The organism is Pseudophaeobacter sp. C1-32P7, from assembly GCF_041008775.1.
In the GTDB taxonomy this organism is placed as follows: Bacteria; Pseudomonadota; Alphaproteobacteria; order Rhodobacterales; family Rhodobacteraceae; genus Phycobacter; species Phycobacter gallaeciensis_A.
In genome coordinates this window covers 118,340-134,999 of sequence record NZ_JAXGFR010000003.1, presented here as the reverse complement: position 1 = coordinate 134,999, position 16,660 = coordinate 118,340, and the positions used below count along the sequence as shown (strand labels likewise).

The 16,660-nt window shown below is 63.8% G+C and carries 18 protein-coding genes; 5 read left to right on the top strand and 13 right to left on the bottom strand.

The window, feature by feature from the left end:
- Nucleotides 1–286: 286 nt before the first annotated feature.
- From ureG to SM763_RS05580, 9 genes are all read right to left on the bottom strand, one after another.
- Nucleotides 287–928 carry an urease accessory protein UreG gene (ureG, locus tag SM763_RS05620; RefSeq protein WP_065272248.1) on the bottom strand — a complete coding sequence of 214 codons (642 nt, stop codon included), beginning with the start codon at nucleotides 926–928 and terminating at the stop codon, nucleotides 287–289.
- Nucleotides 925–1,572: an urease accessory protein UreF gene (locus SM763_RS05615; RefSeq protein ID WP_274835406.1), complete on the bottom strand. Its 648-nt coding sequence runs from the start codon at nucleotides 1,570–1,572 to the stop codon at nucleotides 925–927. The genes ureG and SM763_RS05615 overlap by 4 nt, the downstream gene beginning before the upstream one ends.
- Nucleotides 1,562–2,158: an urease accessory protein UreE gene (gene ureE / locus SM763_RS05610; protein WP_368997928.1), complete on the bottom strand. Its 597-nt coding sequence runs from the start codon at nucleotides 2,156–2,158 to the stop codon at nucleotides 1,562–1,564. The genes SM763_RS05615 and ureE overlap by 11 nt, the downstream gene beginning before the upstream one ends.
- Nucleotides 2,159–2,201: 43 nt before the next feature.
- A complete protein-coding gene (locus tag SM763_RS05605) occupies nucleotides 2,202–2,435 on the bottom strand; it encodes a hypothetical protein (RefSeq protein ID WP_368997927.1) in 234 nt (77 codons plus the stop codon).
- Between the two features lie 142 nt (nucleotides 2,436–2,577).
- Nucleotides 2,578–4,314, bottom strand: a complete 1,737-nt coding sequence (gene ureC / locus SM763_RS05600) for an urease subunit alpha (RefSeq protein WP_065272252.1) — start codon at nucleotides 4,312–4,314, stop codon at nucleotides 2,578–2,580.
- Between the two features lie 236 nt (nucleotides 4,315–4,550).
- Nucleotides 4,551–4,856: an urease subunit beta gene (locus tag SM763_RS05595; protein ID WP_368997926.1), complete on the bottom strand. Its 306-nt coding sequence runs from the start codon at nucleotides 4,854–4,856 to the stop codon at nucleotides 4,551–4,553.
- On the bottom strand, nucleotides 4,853–5,026 hold the full coding sequence (locus tag SM763_RS05590) for a hypothetical protein (protein ID WP_165832673.1): 174 nt from the start codon (nucleotides 5,024–5,026) through the stop codon (nucleotides 4,853–4,855). Before SM763_RS05590 ends, SM763_RS05595 begins: the two co-directional genes overlap by 4 nt.
- 20 nt (nucleotides 5,027–5,046) lie before the next feature.
- Nucleotides 5,047–5,349, bottom strand: a complete 303-nt coding sequence (locus SM763_RS05585) for an urease subunit gamma (protein WP_065272254.1) — start codon at nucleotides 5,347–5,349, stop codon at nucleotides 5,047–5,049.
- Between the two features lie 18 nt (nucleotides 5,350–5,367).
- Nucleotides 5,368–6,222, bottom strand: a complete 855-nt coding sequence (locus tag SM763_RS05580) for an urease accessory protein UreD (protein WP_368997925.1) — start codon at nucleotides 6,220–6,222, stop codon at nucleotides 5,368–5,370.
- 393 nt (nucleotides 6,223–6,615) lie between these two features.
- Here SM763_RS05580 and urtA point away from each other — a divergent pair, with 393 nt between their 5' ends.
- The 5 genes from urtA to urtE all read left to right on the top strand — a co-directional run bounded on the left by urtA (nucleotide 6,616) and on the right by urtE (nucleotide 12,593).
- Complete coding sequence (gene urtA / locus SM763_RS05575) at nucleotides 6,616–7,896, top strand: urea ABC transporter substrate-binding protein (RefSeq protein ID WP_065272255.1); 1,281 nt, start codon at nucleotides 6,616–6,618, stop codon at nucleotides 7,894–7,896.
- Nucleotides 7,897–8,022: 126 nt separating this feature from the next.
- On the top strand, nucleotides 8,023–9,987 hold the full coding sequence (gene urtB, locus SM763_RS05570) for an urea ABC transporter permease subunit UrtB (protein ID WP_368997924.1): 1,965 nt from the start codon (nucleotides 8,023–8,025) through the stop codon (nucleotides 9,985–9,987).
- Between the two features lie 3 nt (nucleotides 9,988–9,990).
- Nucleotides 9,991–11,157 carry an urea ABC transporter permease subunit UrtC gene (gene urtC / locus SM763_RS05565; RefSeq protein ID WP_065272257.1) on the top strand — a complete coding sequence of 389 codons (1,167 nt, stop codon included), beginning with the start codon at nucleotides 9,991–9,993 and terminating at the stop codon, nucleotides 11,155–11,157.
- Nucleotides 11,154–11,894 carry an urea ABC transporter ATP-binding protein UrtD gene (gene urtD / locus SM763_RS05560; protein WP_368997923.1) on the top strand — a complete coding sequence of 247 codons (741 nt, stop codon included), beginning with the start codon at nucleotides 11,154–11,156 and terminating at the stop codon, nucleotides 11,892–11,894. Before urtC ends, urtD begins: the two co-directional genes overlap by 4 nt.
- Nucleotides 11,895–11,897: 3 nt before the next feature.
- Nucleotides 11,898–12,593, top strand: coding sequence for an urea ABC transporter ATP-binding subunit UrtE (gene urtE, locus SM763_RS05555; RefSeq protein WP_274829482.1), 696 nt, complete (start codon nucleotides 11,898–11,900; stop codon nucleotides 12,591–12,593).
- A 24-nt stretch (nucleotides 12,594–12,617) separates the two neighbouring features.
- Here urtE and SM763_RS05550 read toward each other — a convergent pair whose 3' ends face one another.
- Genes SM763_RS05550 through SM763_RS05535 form a run of 4 tightly spaced genes read right to left on the bottom strand, consistent with a single transcriptional unit; the run spans nucleotide 12,618 to nucleotide 16,461 of the window.
- Complete coding sequence (locus SM763_RS05550; RefSeq protein WP_368997922.1) at nucleotides 12,618–13,406, bottom strand: heme ABC transporter ATP-binding protein; 789 nt, start codon at nucleotides 13,404–13,406, stop codon at nucleotides 12,618–12,620.
- 12 nt (nucleotides 13,407–13,418) lie between these two features.
- Nucleotides 13,419–14,522 (bottom strand): FecCD family ABC transporter permease, encoded by a 1,104-nt coding sequence (locus SM763_RS05545; RefSeq protein ID WP_368997921.1) that lies wholly within the window; start codon nucleotides 14,520–14,522, stop codon nucleotides 13,419–13,421.
- Nucleotides 14,519–15,391 carry a heme/hemin ABC transporter substrate-binding protein gene (locus SM763_RS05540; RefSeq protein WP_368997920.1) on the bottom strand — a complete coding sequence of 291 codons (873 nt, stop codon included), beginning with the start codon at nucleotides 15,389–15,391 and terminating at the stop codon, nucleotides 14,519–14,521. Before SM763_RS05540 ends, SM763_RS05545 begins: the two co-directional genes overlap by 4 nt.
- Nucleotides 15,391–16,461, bottom strand: coding sequence for a hemin-degrading factor (locus SM763_RS05535; protein ID WP_368997919.1), 1,071 nt, complete (start codon nucleotides 16,459–16,461; stop codon nucleotides 15,391–15,393). Before SM763_RS05535 ends, SM763_RS05540 begins: the two co-directional genes overlap by 1 nt.
- Between the last annotated feature and the right edge of the window lie 199 nt (nucleotides 16,462–16,660).

The following is a 16,660-nucleotide window of genomic DNA, read 5'->3' as shown; positions in this document are numbered from 1 at the left end:
GCACAAATCGTTAGCGCTAACGTTGATAGTCGTAAATATGTCCGCACGCAATAGGTTCGGACGGGTTATCTCAGGCCACCGTGGCTGCGTCAATTCGGCAGATTGGATCGGTCTCTTTGTGTTGCAGGTGGCGCGGCGGATGCTCCCGCCTGCTGCGGGGTATTCTTGAATAACTCCTCGCAGTTGGGCCGGGCGCCGCGCAAAAGCGCGGCGCCCGGCCCAAGACGGAACGCGCCTTTTTCAAAGGCGAGGTCAGGCGCGGGAGCTTCTGTCCTGCGCGCCCGGATCATGCGGTTTCTTGCAACAGCAGCGGTGACTGGACGCCGCCGATGCTGCACAGATGCGCGACGATATCCGCCACGCCCTTGTCATGGCGCAGGCTGGCAAAGACGAAGGGCAACGCCCCCCGCATCCGCGCGGCGTCTCGTTCCATCACCTCAAGCGAGGCCCCCACATAGGGCGCAAGGTCGGTCTTGTTGATCACCAAGAGGTCCGAGCGGGTGATGGCGGGGCCGCCCTTGCGCGGGATTTCCTCGCCTGCGGCCACATCGATCACATAAAGCGTCACATCGGCCAGCTCGGGGCTGAAGGTCGCCGACAGATTGTCGCCGCCGCTCTCGATCAGCACGATCTCCAGATCCGCGTGGCGCTCTTGCATTTCGGCGACGGCGGCCAGGTTGATCGAGGCATCCTCGCGGATCGCCGTATGTGGGCAACCGCCGGTTTCGACGCCGATCACCCGGTCCTGCGGCAGCACCTGCATGCGCATTAGCGCCTCGGCGTCTTCCTGCGTGTAGATGTCATTGGTGATCACCCCGATCGAGTGATGCGGCGACAGCGCGCGCGCCAGCTGCGCCGTCAGCGTGGTCTTGCCAGCGCCGACCGGCCCACCGATGCCAACGCGCAAAGGTCCGTTGAAACTGCTCATGAGCGGAAGATCCTTGAGTATTGGGTTTCATGGGTCATCGAGGCGATGTCCGAGGCGAAGCTGGCCCCGGCCAGCGCCGCCAGATCAGTCTCGCAGGCGTTTTGTGCGGCCTCCCGGATCAGCGGGCCGAGATCCGTCAGGATCTGCTGACCTTGCAGCTGGCCCACTGGCAACAGCCGCTGCCCGGCCGCCACAAGGTTCGAGACAAAGGCATGCACGAACATATGCGCCGTCAGTTCCAGCGACAGCCCGTGCAGGCGCGCCGCACGGCCAATGGCGCTGGGATAGGTGAGGTCAGGCAGGGTATCGCCCCAGACACCGGATGTGGTCTGGCAAAAGGCACGCCCCTGATTGAGGCTCTCGGCCAGGCGTTCGCGCGACGGGGCAAAGGCCCGCGCCTGCATGTCCACCTCGGACAGGGCCACATCATCCGCTGCGCGGTAAGCAGCTGATAGAATGATCGGATCGCTGCGCCCGCTGCCGTAGAGCAGCAGATCGCCCAGCCAGTCCGCCAGTCCGGTCCCGTCGGTAACCTGGCCGGTGGTGCAGGCAGCCTCCAGCCCGTGCGAATAGGCAAAAGCGCCCACCGGGTAGGCCGGGGAGAGCCACTGCATCAGAAGGACGGCGCCGGGTTCAATGCTCATGGGCCTGCCCGCCTGCGTGATCGTGGCTATGGGAATGGCTGTGCCCGTGATCATGCTCATGCCCGTGGCTGTGATCGTGGGAATGTCCATGATCATGCGTATGACCGTGATCGTGAGAATGGGTGCGCCCGTGCCCATAGGCGCCGCCTTCGGGCGTGAAGGGCTCTTCAACCTCTCGCACATCGGCGCCAAGGCGTTCCAGCATGGCGCGGATGACGTGATCGCGCTGAATTAGCAGGCGCTCGGGCTGGATCTGACAGGGGGTGTGGCGGTTGCCGATATGCCAGGCAAGCCGAACCAGTTCCGCGCCGCTCGTGTTGCCTGCTGTCACTTCCAGCAGTGCCTCGGCGGCGGCGGTGACGGCGATCTCTCCGCCGTCTTCGAGAATCAGAACCCCGCCGTGATCGAGCGAGGTCGTCTGCGGCAGGTCCACCAGCAGCCGGGCACCGGTTTCGGTGCTCAGAACCTTGCGGCGCAGGAACCGCGCTTCGTAATCCAGAACCACTCGGTCCTGGGGCTCTGGCTGATGGCTGTGGCCATGATACTGGCGTGCGATCAGGTTGGGCAGCTGCGCGGGGGCGGTCATGACAGCCCCCGGCGCGGCGATTGTAGACCGGCGGTGCCGGGAATCAGATGTAGTAGACGTCCGAGAAGACGTGATGAACGATCTTGTCGCGGGTCAGGCCACGCTCTGCCAGCTCTGCATCGCTCATGGCCATCAGGCGCTGAACTTTCTGGCTGCGGGCGTTGGCTTCGCCCAGCGCGATCATCACGCGACCAAAGGCGACGAAGGGTGCTGCCAGAATCGCCAGAACGGATTTCTCGCTGGCGGAGGCGGTGGTGTGTTGTGCGGCATATGCCATTGGAGGTCACTCCTTTTTGAGTTGTGATCTCCTCCCAGTGACACCCAAGGTAGGGCATGAATGCTGACCTAGCTAGGCCCCAGTTGGAATGGCTGCCATGCGCTCTGTGCAACGTTCTGAAAATGCTCATTTTTTGCGCTCCTTAGTACAAAAAGTAGCGTTGTGCCATCGGCAGCTCGGTTGCGGGGGCGCAGGTCAGCAATTCGCCGTCGGCGCGCACTTCGTAGGTCTCCGGGTTCACCTCGATCTTTGGCGTGGCGGCGTTGAGCCGCAGATCGGATTTGCCGATATCGCGGGTGCCGGTGACAGCGACGGTCTGCTTTGCCAGTCCCAGCTTTTCGCGCAGCCCGCTGGCCTGGGCGGCTTCAGAGACAAAGGTCACGGCGGAGTTTTCCACCGACCGCCCATAGGCGCCCCACATGGGCCGCGAATAGACCGGCTGCGGTGTCGGGATCGAGGCGTTGGGATCGCCCATCTGGGCGCAGACGATGGTGCCTGCCATCAGCACCATCTCAGGCTTCACCCCGAAAAAGGCGGGGTTCCACAGCACCAGATCGGCGCGCTTGCCTTCCTCGATGCTGCCGATTTCGTGGCTGATCCCATGGGCGATGGCCGGGTTGATGGTGTATTTTGCGATATAGCGGCGGACGCGGAAATTGTCGTTGTCGCCGGTCTCCTCGGGCAGGCGGCCGCGCTGTTTCTTCATCTTGTCGGCGGTCTGCCAGGTGCGGATCAGCACCTCGCCCACCCGGCCCATCGCCTGACTGTCGGAGGCGATGATCGAAAAGGCGCCCATGTCATGCAGGATATCCTCGGCGGCGATGGTTTCGCGGCGGATGCGGCTTTCGGCAAAGGCGACATCTTCGGGGATGGATTTGTCGAGGTGGTGACAGACCATCAGCATGTCGAGGTGTTCTTCGATGGTGTTGACGGTGAAGGGTCGCGTCGGATTGGTCGAAGAGGGCAGCACATGCTCTTCGCCGCAGATCTTGATGATATCCGGCGCATGGCCTCCGCCGGCGCCTTCAGTGTGGAAGGCGTGGATCGTACGGCCCTTCATGGCGGCGACGGTATGTTCGACGAAACCGGACTCATTCAGCGTATCGGTGTGGATCATCACCTGCACATCCATGGCATCTGCCACGCCAAGGCAGCAATCGATGGCGGCCGGCGTGGTGCCCCAATCCTCATGCAGTTTCAGGGCGCAGGCCCCGGCCAGCACCTGTTCTTCCAGCGCCGCAGGTTGCGAGGCGTTGCCCTTGCCCGCAAAGGCCAGGTTCATCGGAAAGGCATCCGCTGCCTGCATCATGCGGCCCAGGTGCCAGGCACCGGGGGTGCAGGTGGTGGCCAATGTCCCGTGGGCCGGCCCGGTGCCGCCGCCGAGCATGGTGGTGAGGCCGGAATGCAGCGCGTCTTCGATCTGCTGCGGGCAGATGTAATGGATATGGCTGTCAAAGCCGCCCGCCGTCAGGATCCGCCCTTCGCCCGCGATCACCTCGGTGCCGGGGCCGACGATGATATCGACGCCGGGCTGGGTGTCCGGATTGCCGGCCTTGCCGATCTTGTGAATACGCCCGTCCCGCAGGCCGACGTCGGCCTTGTAGATGCCGGTGTGATCGACGATCAGCGCATTGGTGATCACCGTGTCCACGGCGCCTGCCGCGCGGGTGGCCTGGGATTGTCCCATGCCGTCGCGGATTACCTTGCCGCCGCCGAATTTCACCTCTTCCCCATAGCGCGGCGCATTCTCGCCCGCGTTTTCGGTGATCAGGTCACGCTCCACCTCGATGATCAGGTCGGTATCGGCAAGCCGCAGCCGGTCCCCGGTGGTGGGGCCATACATGGCGGCATAATCGGCGCGGGAAAGTTTTGCGGGCATGATGGGTGTTCCTATCCGGTCGGGTGGTCACGCGCTGCGGTGACTCGGTTAATCTCGTATCTCAGGAGCTGACGGGACTGCCCGGTCGCAAGGCCGGGCCGCGCCCGACCCTCCCCACGGGAGGGCGCGTTTGCGACGTTTCGGACAGCGCGAGACCTGCGATGTGACGCGCGGGAGCGGGAATAGGCGGGTGAAGCAGCGCCCACCCAGGGTCAGCCGAGGCCCTTCCTCCTGCATCACAGATCCCCCATGATCTCTTGGTTGAAACCATAGATCCGGCGGGCACCGCTGATCGGGATCAGTGCCACATCGCGGCGCTGGCCCGGCTCGAACCGCACGGCGGTGCCGGCAGCGATATCCAGACGCATGCCCCGGGCCGCGGTACGGTCAAAGTCCAGCGCCGGATTGGTCTCGGCGAAATGGTAGTGGCTGCCGACCTGCACCGGGCGGTCGCCGGTATTGGCAACCATCAGCGTCACCGCTTCGGTGCCATCGTTCAGGATCAGCTCCCCCGCCGCAGGAAACAGCTCACCGGGGATCATTTGCGCGACCGCACGTAGGCCAGAGCGGCAGCGCCGCCAACGGTGAGCGCGGCCAGGATCACGGGCAGCCAGCTTTCCGAGCCGTGCGGATGCAGGTGTGCCCCGCCATGGGCCAGAGCCGGACCAGCGGTGAGCGCGATGGCGGATGCGAGAGCGGGCAGGTGTTTCATGCTGTTTCTCCTGTCGGGTGTTATCGGATCGGGTTGTGGACGGTCACCAGCTTGGTGCCATCGGGAAAGGTTGCTTCGACCTGAACCTCGTGAATCATCTCGGGCACGCCCTCCATGCATTGATCGCGTGAGACGACGGCGGCGCCGGCCTCCATCATCTCGGCAACCGGGCGCCCGTCGCGGGCTCCTTCGACCACCGCATCGGTGATCAGGGCGATGGCTTCGGGGTGGTTCAGCTTGACGCCGCGCGCCAGGCGCTTGCGGGCAACTTCGGCGGCCATGGCCACCAGCAGCTTGTCTTTTTCACGGGGGGTCAGGTTCATCGGCTCACAGTCTCTCTGTCACAGTCTCCAGGCACGCGGCAGGCCATCGGGCAGCAAGCGGTCCAGAATGGGAACAAGGGTTTGGCGCAGGTCGAAGCCATCCGCTGCCAGCAGCCGCAGCACCAGCAGATCCTCGGCCAGCAGCGACACGCCACCGGTGCCCGGCAGCATCGCGCGCAGCGGCTCCAGCCAGCTTTCGGCCCGGGGATGGGCCAGGACCAGCGCTGCCATGGCGCGGGCGCCCCCGGCCACGGCAGGGCGGTCCAGGGTGGCGGTGATGTCATCGCGCAGCTCGACCCCGTCATAATAGATCATCTGACCGTCGCGGCGGATCTCTACCCGGTCGCTGAACCGGGCCGAGGTCAGCGCCTCACCCATGGCGAGACGGCCAAACACCACGGGTTCGACCATCAAAAAGCGCGCATCAGCGGCCAGATCCACGCGCAGGCGGCGGGCAAAGCGGCTGCCGTTGAACAGGATGGTTTCCTGCGGCAGCCAGTTGAGGCGGGCGCCTGCAGCGACCTCAAGCCGGGTTTCCATGCGTCCGGTCTCGTCCGGCTGGGCGCGATAGGCGCGTTCGGCGGCCTGGGTGGTGACCGTCAGGCGGCTGTTGTCCAGTGCGGCGGCCGCAACCGAAAACCGGTCACCGCCGGTGATTCCGCCTGCCGTATTGACCATCACCGCCTCGGGGTGCGGGCGGCCCTGCGGAAACAGCAGCTTCATCGCGCCCGCCTGATGCAGATCCTTCAGGCGCACCGCACCGTCCTTGTGGTGGACCGAGACCCGCGCGCGGCCCACGGCGCGCGGCTGTGCGGTCGGAACCGGGGTGGCGGTCTGGCGCGATATGATGGCGGCCTCGGTGATCTTTGACACTCCCTGACGCATGGCGGAACGCTGTCGTCTGCCCCAAAGAGTGCGCTTTGCCGGGCGCAATGACCATTTTGCAGGCGCTAAAAGGGCGGAGCGCCAGCATTCAGGATCAAAAAATGGGCGATCCCGCAAAAGGTCGCCTGCTTTTTGTGCATTTGGGGATTCCGCAGGGATGCGCCGCGGCTAGCGTTTGCCAAGTTTGCCGCGGTGCAGAAACCTGAGTGAGGCCGAGGCGCAAGACCTGCATCGGCTGTGGGAGTGTGGCGGCCATACGATTTGGACCTCGGTTAGACCGCCACACGATTTGCAACAACAGTTGCGGGGCTGACCTAGTGCTGCCGCCCTTCTTTCGCAAGGGAAGAGATGGCACGGGCCTGACCCTGTCTGGAGGGAAGTATGAGTTTCTTGAATAAAACTGCGGCCAGCGTGCTGGCACTGGGCCTGAGCGCAAGCGCCGGTCTTGCTGAGGATTGCACCATCAAGGTGGGCGTTCTGCACTCGCTGTCCGGCACCATGGCGATTTCCGAAACCACGCTGAAGGACACCATGCTGATGCTGGTGGCCGATCAAAACGAAAAAGGCGGACTTCTGGGCTGCGAACTGGAAGCGGTCGTTGTTGACCCCGCTTCCGACTGGCCGCTGTTTGCCGAAAAGGCGCGCGAGCTGCTGACCGTGCATGATGTGGACGTGATTTTTGGCAACTGGACCTCCGTGAGCCGGAAATCCGTCCTGCCCGTCATCGAAGAGCTGAACGGCCTGCTGTTCTACCCCGTCCAGTACGAGGGCGAGGAAAGCTCCAAGAACGTCTTCTACACCGGCGCTGCGCCGAACCAGCAGGCGATCCCGGCCACGGATTATTTCCTTGAGGAACTGGGCGTCGAGAAATTCGCGCTGCTGGGCACCGACTATGTCTACCCGCGCACGACCAACAACATCCTTGAAAGCTATCTCAAGGGCAAAGGCATCGCTGACAGCGATATCTTCGTGAACTACACGCCCTTTGGTCATTCCGACTGGTCCAAGATCGTCGCCGACGTGGTGGCGCTTGGCGCCGACGGTAAGAAGGTCGGTGTGATCTCCACCATCAACGGTGACGCCAACATCGGCTTCTACAAGGAACTGGCAGCGGCAGGCATCTCTGCCGATGACATCCCGGTCGTGGCCTTCTCGGTCGGTGAGGAAGAACTCTCGGGTCTCGATACCTCGAACCTGGTCGGCCACCTTGCGGCCTGGAACTACTTCCAGTCGGCGGACACCGAAGCCAACGAAGCCTTCGTCGCCAAGTGGAAAGAGCTGATGGGCGAAGAGCGCGTCACCAATGACCCGATGGAAGCGCATTATATCGGCTTTAACATGTGGGCGAACGCCGTGACCGAAGCAGGCAGCGCTGATGTCGATGCCGTGCGCGCCGCCATGTACGGGCAGGAATTCCCGAACCTGACCGGCGGCACCGCCGTGATGCTGCCGAACCACCATCTGGCCAAGCCGGTGCTGATCGGTGAAATCCAGGAGGACGGCCAGTTCGACATCATCTCCGCCACCGATCCGGTGCCGGGCGATGCATGGACCGACTTCCTGCCGGAATCGGCGGTTCTGAAGTCCGACTGGAAGGATCTTGGCTGCGGTATGTACAACACCGAGACCGAGACCTGCGTTCAGACGCTTTCGAACTACTGATCTTCTTACCTTTGAAGACAGAGTCGCGGCGGGGGCCCTTGTTGGGTTCCCGCCTCGGCAGACGCGCCGCGCGGCCTGCCCATGTGGGTCACGCAAGGCGGATCTTTCAGAGCGGATCTCAACGATATGAAACGACTATTCCTTGCGTGCCTCGCGCTGTTCTGCGCGTGTCAGATCGCCCTTGCCCAGACCCCGGCGGGGGACGGGCCGCTGCAGCAGCTGCTGCAGGAAAACCGGGCGCTGATCGAGAAAAGTTCCCGCACCTCCATCGGACCGGTGATCACCGCGATTGCCGACAGTGGCCTGCCGCAGGCCCGCGGGTTTCTGGAGGCCTGGCAGAACAAGGACATCTGGCAACGCAAGGAGGACGGTCTGTTCTTTGTGGGCGAGGAAGTCGCCAAACGGACCTATGCCCTCAGCAGCCCGGATGACGGCACTCTTGCCGGAGAATATCCCAAGAAAGAATTGAAACAGCTGAAACCCAACAGTGGCGTGCGGGCGCTGATCGCCACCGCGCTGGTGCAGTTCCAACTGAGCGACCCTGACCCTGCCACCCGCGCCGAGGGACTGCTGGCCATCGAACGCGCCCCCGGCGCCGATCTGCTGGCGCCGCTGCGCGCCTCGATCCCGGGGGAGGAGGATCCGGCGCTGAAGGCCCGCAAGACTCGGCTGGAGCGGCTTTTGACCATCGCCTATGGTGCCGATGAGGCAGAGCGGATCGACGCGATCAAAGGTGTCTCAAACGATCTCAGCGTCGATGTGCGCGCCGCCCTCAATCCGCTGGTGGCGGTTACTGTGGAGGTTGCCGAGGAGCTGCCCGAGGACCGCAATATCGCCCGCACCCTGACGCCCGGCGAAGATGGTATATCCCGCAACGACGCCTATGACATGTTGGTTACCGCTGGCCACGTGCCCGCGCGCACCACTGCCGATGCCCTGCGCCAGACCCTCGCCGAGCATATCGAGGGTGGACGCGTCGCGGGCGTGCCGCTGGCGCAGCTGTCAAACGAGATGATCCGGCAAAAGGTATACGACAGCCTCGCCTCGGACGGGAAGGTGGACCCTTTCGTGGGCGAAGAGACGATTACCATCGCCCTCAGCCATTATGTGTTCTTTGAAACCTACGCCGAACCCTCTGCCGCCGTGACCGATGCCGCCGAACAGGCGCTGGAGACGATCGGCACCAAGGTTGCGCTCAACCAGGCGGTGGATCTGGGGCTGGATGCGGTCTCGCTCGCCTCGATCTATTTCCTTGCGGCTATCGGGCTTGCCATCACATTTGGCCTGATGGGGGTCATCAACATGGCCCATGGCGAGTTCATCATGATGGGCGCCTACACGGGTTATGTGGTGCAGCAGATCATTCCCAATCATACGGTTTCGATCCTTGTCGCCATCCCGCTGGCTTTTGCGGTGACATTTGCCGCCGGTGTCGCGATGGAGCGGCTGGTGATCCGGCATCTCTATAACCGCCCGCTTGAGACCCTGCTGGCGACCTTCGGGATTTCCATCGCTTTGCAGCAGCTGGCCAAGAACATTTTCGGCACGCAGGCCCGCCCCTTGACGGCGCCCGGTTGGCTAGATGGGGCCTGGATGATCAACGACGTGGTGTCGATCAGCTATATCCGCATCGCGATCTTCGTACTGGCGCTGATCTTTCTGGCGCTGTTCCTCTTCATCATGCGGCGCACGCGGCTGGGGCTTGAGACCCGCGCGGTGACGCAGAACCCGCGCATGGCGTCGTCGATGGGGATCAATCCGGGACGGGTGAACATGCTGACCTTTGGTCTGGGATCGGGCATTGCCGGGATCGCGGGTGTCGCCATTGGGTTGTTCGCCAAGGTCACGTCGGAACTTGGACAGGATTACATCGTGCAAAGCTTCATGACCGTGGTCGTGGGCGGTGTCGGCAATATCTTCGGCACCCTGGCCGGTGCGGCGATGATCGGCTCCCTGCAAAAGGGGATCGAGTGGCTGAACCCATCCAACACGCTGGCGGCGCAGACCTACATGATCATCTTCATCATCATCTTCATTCAGTTCCGCCCACGAGGGATCATCGCCCTCAAGGGCCGCGCGGCGGGGGATTGACCCATGCGACAGTCATTCATTGCAAAGAACCCTTCGGTTCTGGTCTTCCTGTCTATCCTCGCGCTGTTCACCCTCTTGGTGACTGTGTTTGCCGAAGGGCCGGGGGCTGGGCTGATCCCGACGAGTTTTGTGAAAACACTGGGCAAGACCCTGTGCCTGTGTCTGATCGCCATCGCGATGGATCTGATCTGGGGCTACACCGGTATCCTTTCGCTGGGCCATTTCGCCTTCTTCGGGCTTGGTGGCTACATGATCGGCATGTGGCTGATGTATGAACGCACCCGCCTGATCGTCACCGAGGCGCTGGCGCAGGGCGACATCCCCCCGACCGAGGCCGAGGTGGTCGATGGCATCGGCAGCCAGATCTTCGGCGTGGTCGGCAGCAGCGAATTCCCCGTGGTCTGGATGTTCGCCGACAGTCTGGTGCTGCAACTGATGCTGGTGGTGCTGGTGCCGGGCATTCTGGCGGCCATCTTTGGCTGGCTCGCCTTCCGCAGCCGGGTCACGGGTGTCTATCTCTCGATCCTGACGCAGGCGATGACGCTGGCGCTGGCGCTTTACCTCTTTCAGAACGATTCCGGCCTGCGCGGCAACAACGGTCTGTCGGGCCTGCAAAACCTGCCGGGTGTCGAGGCACCGCAGGCAGAGGTCTCGATGTGGTTCTTCTGGGCCTCGGCGCTGGCACTGGGTCTTGGCTATATGCTGGCGGCCTGGGTGGTCTCGGGCAAGTTCGGATCGGTCATTCGCGGCATCCGCGACAACGAGGCCCGCGTGCGTTTCCTTGGCTACCCGGTTGAGACCTTCAAACTGGCGGTGTTCACCCTCACTGCCTGCATCGCCGCCATCGCGGGCGCGCTTTATTATCCGCAGGCGGGGATCATCAACCCGGCGGAAATGGCCCCCGTTGCCTCGATCTATCTGGCGGTCTGGGTCGCCATCGGCGGGCGCGGGCGGCTTTACGGCGCGGTGATCGGTGCGGCCTTCGTTTCGCTTGTGTCCACATGGTTCACCGGCGGGCAGGCGCCTGACATTCCGCTGGGATTCTACACCATCAAATGGGTCGACTGGTGGCAGGTGATCCTAGGCCTCTCCTTCGTTCTGGTGACGCTGTTCGCGCCGAAAGGCATCGGTGGCCTCTTTGACCTCTTGCAGCGAAAGGACCGGACATGAGCACGCTTCTCGAAGTCTCCGGCGTCTCCGTCAGCTTTGACGGGTTCAAGGCGATCAACAACCTGTCGTTCCAGATCGCCGAGGCCGAGCTGCGCGCGGTGATCGGACCCAATGGCGCGGGCAAGACCACCTTTATGGATATCGTCACCGGCAAGACACGTCCGGACGAAGGCCGGGTGATCTGGGGCGAAAAATCCCTGTCCCTCCTCGACATGGACGAGGCGCAGATCGCGCGGCAGGGGATTGGGCGCAAGTTCCAGAAGCCCACGGTGTTCGAGGACCAGTCGGTGCGCGACAACCTGATGATGGCCCTGAAAAAGGATCGCTGGGTCATCGCCGTCTTGCTGTTCCGGGCATCAGACGCGGACGATACCCGGGTCGAGGAACTGGCGGCAGAGGTTGGCCTTGCGGACCAGCTGGACCGGATCGCCGGTGAGCTGTCCCATGGCCAGAAGCAGTGGCTTGAGATCGGCATGCTTCTGGCGCAGGAGCCGCGGCTTCTCTTGGTGGATGAACCGGCAGCGGGCATGACGCCCGAGGAACGCGAACACACCACAGACCTGCTGGTCGAGGCGGCCAAGACCCGCGCGGTGGTCGTCGTCGAACATGATATGGAGTTCGTACGCCGCCTCAACTGCAAGGTCACGGTGCTGCACGAAGGCGCGGTGCTGGCCGAAGGGGGATTGGATCATGTCACATCCGATCCCGAAGTTATCGATGTTTATCTGGGGCGCTGAGCGATGCTGGATCTGAAAGATATCACCCTCCACTATGGCCGCAGCCGCATCCTGAATGGCATTTCCATGCAGGCCGATCTGGGCGAGGTCACCTGCGTGATGGGCTGTAATGGCGTCGGCAAAACCAGCCTGATGAAGGCGGTCACCGGCACCCACCCGCGGTCGGGCGGCAGCATGACGTTTGACGGGCAGGAAATCGGCGTGGTGCCTGCGCATCAACTGGCGCGTGCGGGCATCGCCTATGTACCGCAGGGGCGCGATATCTTCCCGCTTCTGACGGTGAAGGAGAACCTTGAGACGGGCTTTGCCTGTCTGCCGAAGGAAGAGCATTTCATCCCTGACCACATTTACGAGCTGTTCCCGATCCTGAAGGATTTTCTCGCCCGGCGCGGCGGTGACCTGTCCGGCGGGCAGCAACAGCAGCTGGCCATTGCCCGCGCCCTGATCACCAAGCCGAAACTTCTGGTGCTGGACGAGCCGACCGAAGGCATCCAGCCCAATATCATCAAGCAGATCGGCGAGGTCATCAAACTGCTGCGCGGGCAGGGTGACATGGCGATCATCCTGGTCGAGCAGTTCTTCGATTTCGCCTATGAGCTGGCTGATCGTTTCGTCGTCCTGCGCCGGGGCGAGGTGGTGCTGGAGGGCCGCAAGGGCGCGGTCGAGCGTGACGCCCTGCTGGAGGGGGTTTCGGTCTGACCTGATTTTGGCAGGGCCTTGCTCTCAGGCAAAAACCGGCGCCTTTCGTGCCTGTGGCAGCAGGAAGGGTATACCACCGGACGGGGTGGTATTGACCGGCACCGGGCAACCGTACACCTCGGCGAGCGCCTGGTCCGTCAGCACCTCTGTCGGGGTGCCTGTTGCAGCGATGCGGCCCGCCTGCATCAGCACCACGTGATCGGCGAACATGGCGGTGAGGTTCAGATCATGCATCACCGCAACCACGCCGCCGCCCGCCGCCGCATAGCGCCGCGCCAGATCCATCACCGTGAACTGGTGGCCGATATCAAGGCTCGCTACCGGTTCATCCAGGATCAGCCAGCGCGGGGTGTCATCGACCACCGGCTGCCAGACCTGCGTCAGAACGCGGGCCAGTTGCACGCGCTGCTGCTCGCCCCCCGACAGGTCCTGATAATACCGCCCGGCACCCCCCCCCAGATCCACCGCCTCCAGCGCCTGCATCGGCAGGTCGGTTTCGCCCGCCGACAGACCGGCGCTGAGCCCCAGCCGCACGATCTCCAGCACGGTAAAGGGAAAGGCGATGCTGGTGCTTTGCGGCTGCACCGCGCGGATCGCGGCCAGCTCCCAGGGTTTCAGTGTGGTGGTGTCCTGCCCATTGAGCAGCACCCGGCCTGTATGCGCGATCTCGCCGGTCATGGCGCGCAAGAGCGTGGTCTTGCCCGATCCATTGGGGCCGACGATGGCGGTGACGCGTCCCGGTTCAGCGGCAAAATCCACCCCGTGCAGGATGGTGCGCTGTCCTAGCTTTACGGTGATGTCAAAGGCTTGCATGTATTAGTCCGATCAAAGGCCAAGGCCCGCGCGGCGTTTCAGAAGGATCCACAGGAAGACCGGCGCGCCAAGGACGGCGGTGACGATCCCGATGGGCAGCTCTGCGGGGGCGATGACCACCCGCGCGATCATGTCAGCGGCCAATAGAAGCGTGGCCCCCAGAAGGGCGGCATTGGGCAAAAGCGGATGGTGATCCGGTCCGGTGGCCAGACGCAGCAGATGCGGCACCACGATGCCGATGAAGCCGATACCACCCGATACCGCCACAGCAGCGCCGGTGGCGCCGGCGACAGCCATGATCGCGATGTTCTTCACCCGTTGCACAGGGATGCCGATGTGACCGGCGGCGGCCTCTCCCAGCGCCAGCCCGTTGAGACCGCGCGCAAGGAAGGGCGCGGCACACAGGGCCAGTGCGATCACCGGCAGGGCGGCGAGAACCTTGGTCCAGGTGGCGCCCGCAAGCGACCCCATGCCCCAGAAGGTCAGATCACGCAGTTGGTTGTCATCGGCCATGTAGACCAGGATGCCCGACAGCGCCCCGGCCAGCGCGCCAAGGGCGATACCGGCCAGCAGCATGGTCGCAACCGAGGTCTGCCCGCCGCGCGTGGCGGTGCGATAAAGGATCAGCGTCGATCCCCAGCCGCCGAAAAAGGCCGCGACCGGAACGAGGCCGTTGCCCAATGTGTCGCGCAAGGCGGCTGGCAGCAGGCTGCCCAGCACGATGGCGGTGATCGCGGCAAGGCCCGCTCCGGCGCTGACGCCGACGATACCGGGATCGGCCAGCGGATTGCGGAAGAGCCCCTGCATCACCGCGCCGGAGACCGCCAGCGCAGCCCCCACGAGGATGCCAAGGCACAGGCGCGGCAGGCGGATGTCGAACAGGATGATCCGGTCCAGTTGTGACAGCTCGCGCCCCGCGATCAGATCCCCAAGGGCGGACCAGACCGACGTGCCCGCTGCGCCGAAGGTCAGAGAGCTCACCGAAGTGACCAGCAGCAGAGCCGCGAGCGCCAGCGTCAGCCGCCGGGCCTGATGGCGACGGTCCACCGGCGCCCCGGTGGACCGACCCTGAGCCTGACTTCGGTTCTGGGTTGTCGCCTCTGCTGCCAGGCTCATTTCGCGTGACCCTCGTAGAAGGCTTCTGACAGGGTCCGGATCGTGTCAGCGGTGCGCGGGCCAAACCCCAGCAGGGATTGCCCGTCCATGCGCACCAGCCGCCCGTTCTGTGCCGCTGGTGTGGGGATCAGCGCAGGCAGGCTGGCCAGCTGCTCCATCGCGACGCCGTGGTCGCCGCCCCGGTCCATTGCCAGAATCACATCCGGGGCGGTGGCGGAAACCGCTTCATCCGTCATCGGTTTGTAGCCCTCGAAGGCATCGATGGCGTTGATGCCGCCCGACAGGCGGATGATGCCATCGGCGGCGGTGTTGCGACCTCCGGCCATGATCCGCTCGCCTTGCGTGGACAGCACGAACAGCACCCGCACCGGCGCATCGCCTGCGCGCGCCTGCGCCTCTGCATGGGCCGCCTCCAGATCGGGGGCAATGTCACCCAGCAGGGCCTTGGCCTTGTCCTCGGCGCCAAGGGCGGCGGCCACGGTTTCGATCTTCGCGATCACGCCAGCAGGAGAGTAGACCTCGGGCACCTCGGTATAGGCGATATCGGCCTGTTTCAACACATCCAGCGTTTCCACCGGACCGGCCCCGGCGCTGGCGATGATCAGATCGGGCGATACCGACAGGACACCTTCCGGCGATAGGGCGCGGGCATAACCGATATTGGGCAGCGCCTCGGCCTCTGCCGGGTAGCTGGAGGTGCTGTCGCGGGCCACCAGACGATGGCCTTCACCCAGAGCATAGACGATCTCGGTGACCGATCCGCCGACGCTGACAACGCGTTCTGCCGGGGTGGCGCAGGCTATCTGCCCGGCAAGAGTGCCGAGCAGGAACAGGCCAGCGCCTTTGGAAAGACGGGAGAGCAGAGACATCACACGGTCTCCGGCTCGGCCCGGGTTTCAGCCTGGAGCGAGGGAAGCGCGGCAACAATTGCATCCCATGCCGGGCGGCTGTCGTTGTCGTCGGTGCGGCGGCCAAAGACCTGGAACAGGATGGTGCCATCGGCATCAAAGGCCTCATAAGACACCGCATCGCCCCGCTTGGTCGGCTTGTTGACGGCCCAGACCTCGGCCACGTGGTCAAGGCGCAGGTGCAGGTCGAAACCGGGGTCGAGGATGTTCTGCCAAGGCCCCATTTCGCGCAGATTCCGGACCGGGCCGCCGTGGATTTCGATGCAGCCGCGGTTGCCGACAAAGATCATCACTTCGATCTCCTGCTCGCGCACGGCCTCCAGCATCGGGGTGACGGTGTCTGTCGGCAGCTTACGGGCCAGAGGCTCCCCGGCGATGCGATAGGCGCCCAGACGGTTCATCTTCAGTTTCGAGCACAGGCGCAGGAACTGGTGGGTGTCGGTCATCTTGGCCCATTCGGCGCGCAGGACATCGACCTTGTCCGGGTCTGATTTGGCACCCTCGGGCGGGGTACGGGGCGCGACTTCCAGCGTGTCGGATTGTTCCGGCAGCGCCAGATCGGCGACGATCCGGTCCCAGGCCGCCAGGTCGGAGGCTTCGCGCAAGTGGATCTTGTGCACCGCGTCTCCAGCGGCATCAAAGAACTGCAGCGAGCGGGCGGTGCCGTTTTTGCCTTCACGTTCCACCGCAAAGGCAGTGACGAAATGGCGCGGGAACAGGCGCAGGTCGATTTCCTCGGTCAGCACCAGAGAGGCGTGAACGCCACCCTGATAGTGGCTGTAACGCCCGACCTTTTCGATCACGCAGGAATCGTTTCGGGTCAGCGCCATGACCTCGCCCAGCTCTTCCAGCCGGGGAAAGACGACATCGGGGTTCGCTTCAATGCGGGTCACACCCGCGCCACTGAAGGCGGCGACAAGCTGCGCCTCGGTGATGTTGAACTTGTCAGCAAAATCGCGGTCGCGCAGCTGCGCATGGTCAGCACGTTCGGCGCGGATCTGCTCTGCGGAGACAGGAGTCGGAGTGGTCATGTCGGGCCCTTTCGGAGGCGGTCTGCATATCGTTTGGAAAGGGCTGGCTGTGGCTGCCGGTCGGGGCAGATCACGCTGGCGGCTGAGGGATCAGCGGGTCGGAATTTATGTTGACTGTTTTTATCATCTTTACTAACAGGCTCAAGCGGAATTTTGAATTTCGCCAAAGATCAATCCTGAAATACCGTGCCAGCCCCCA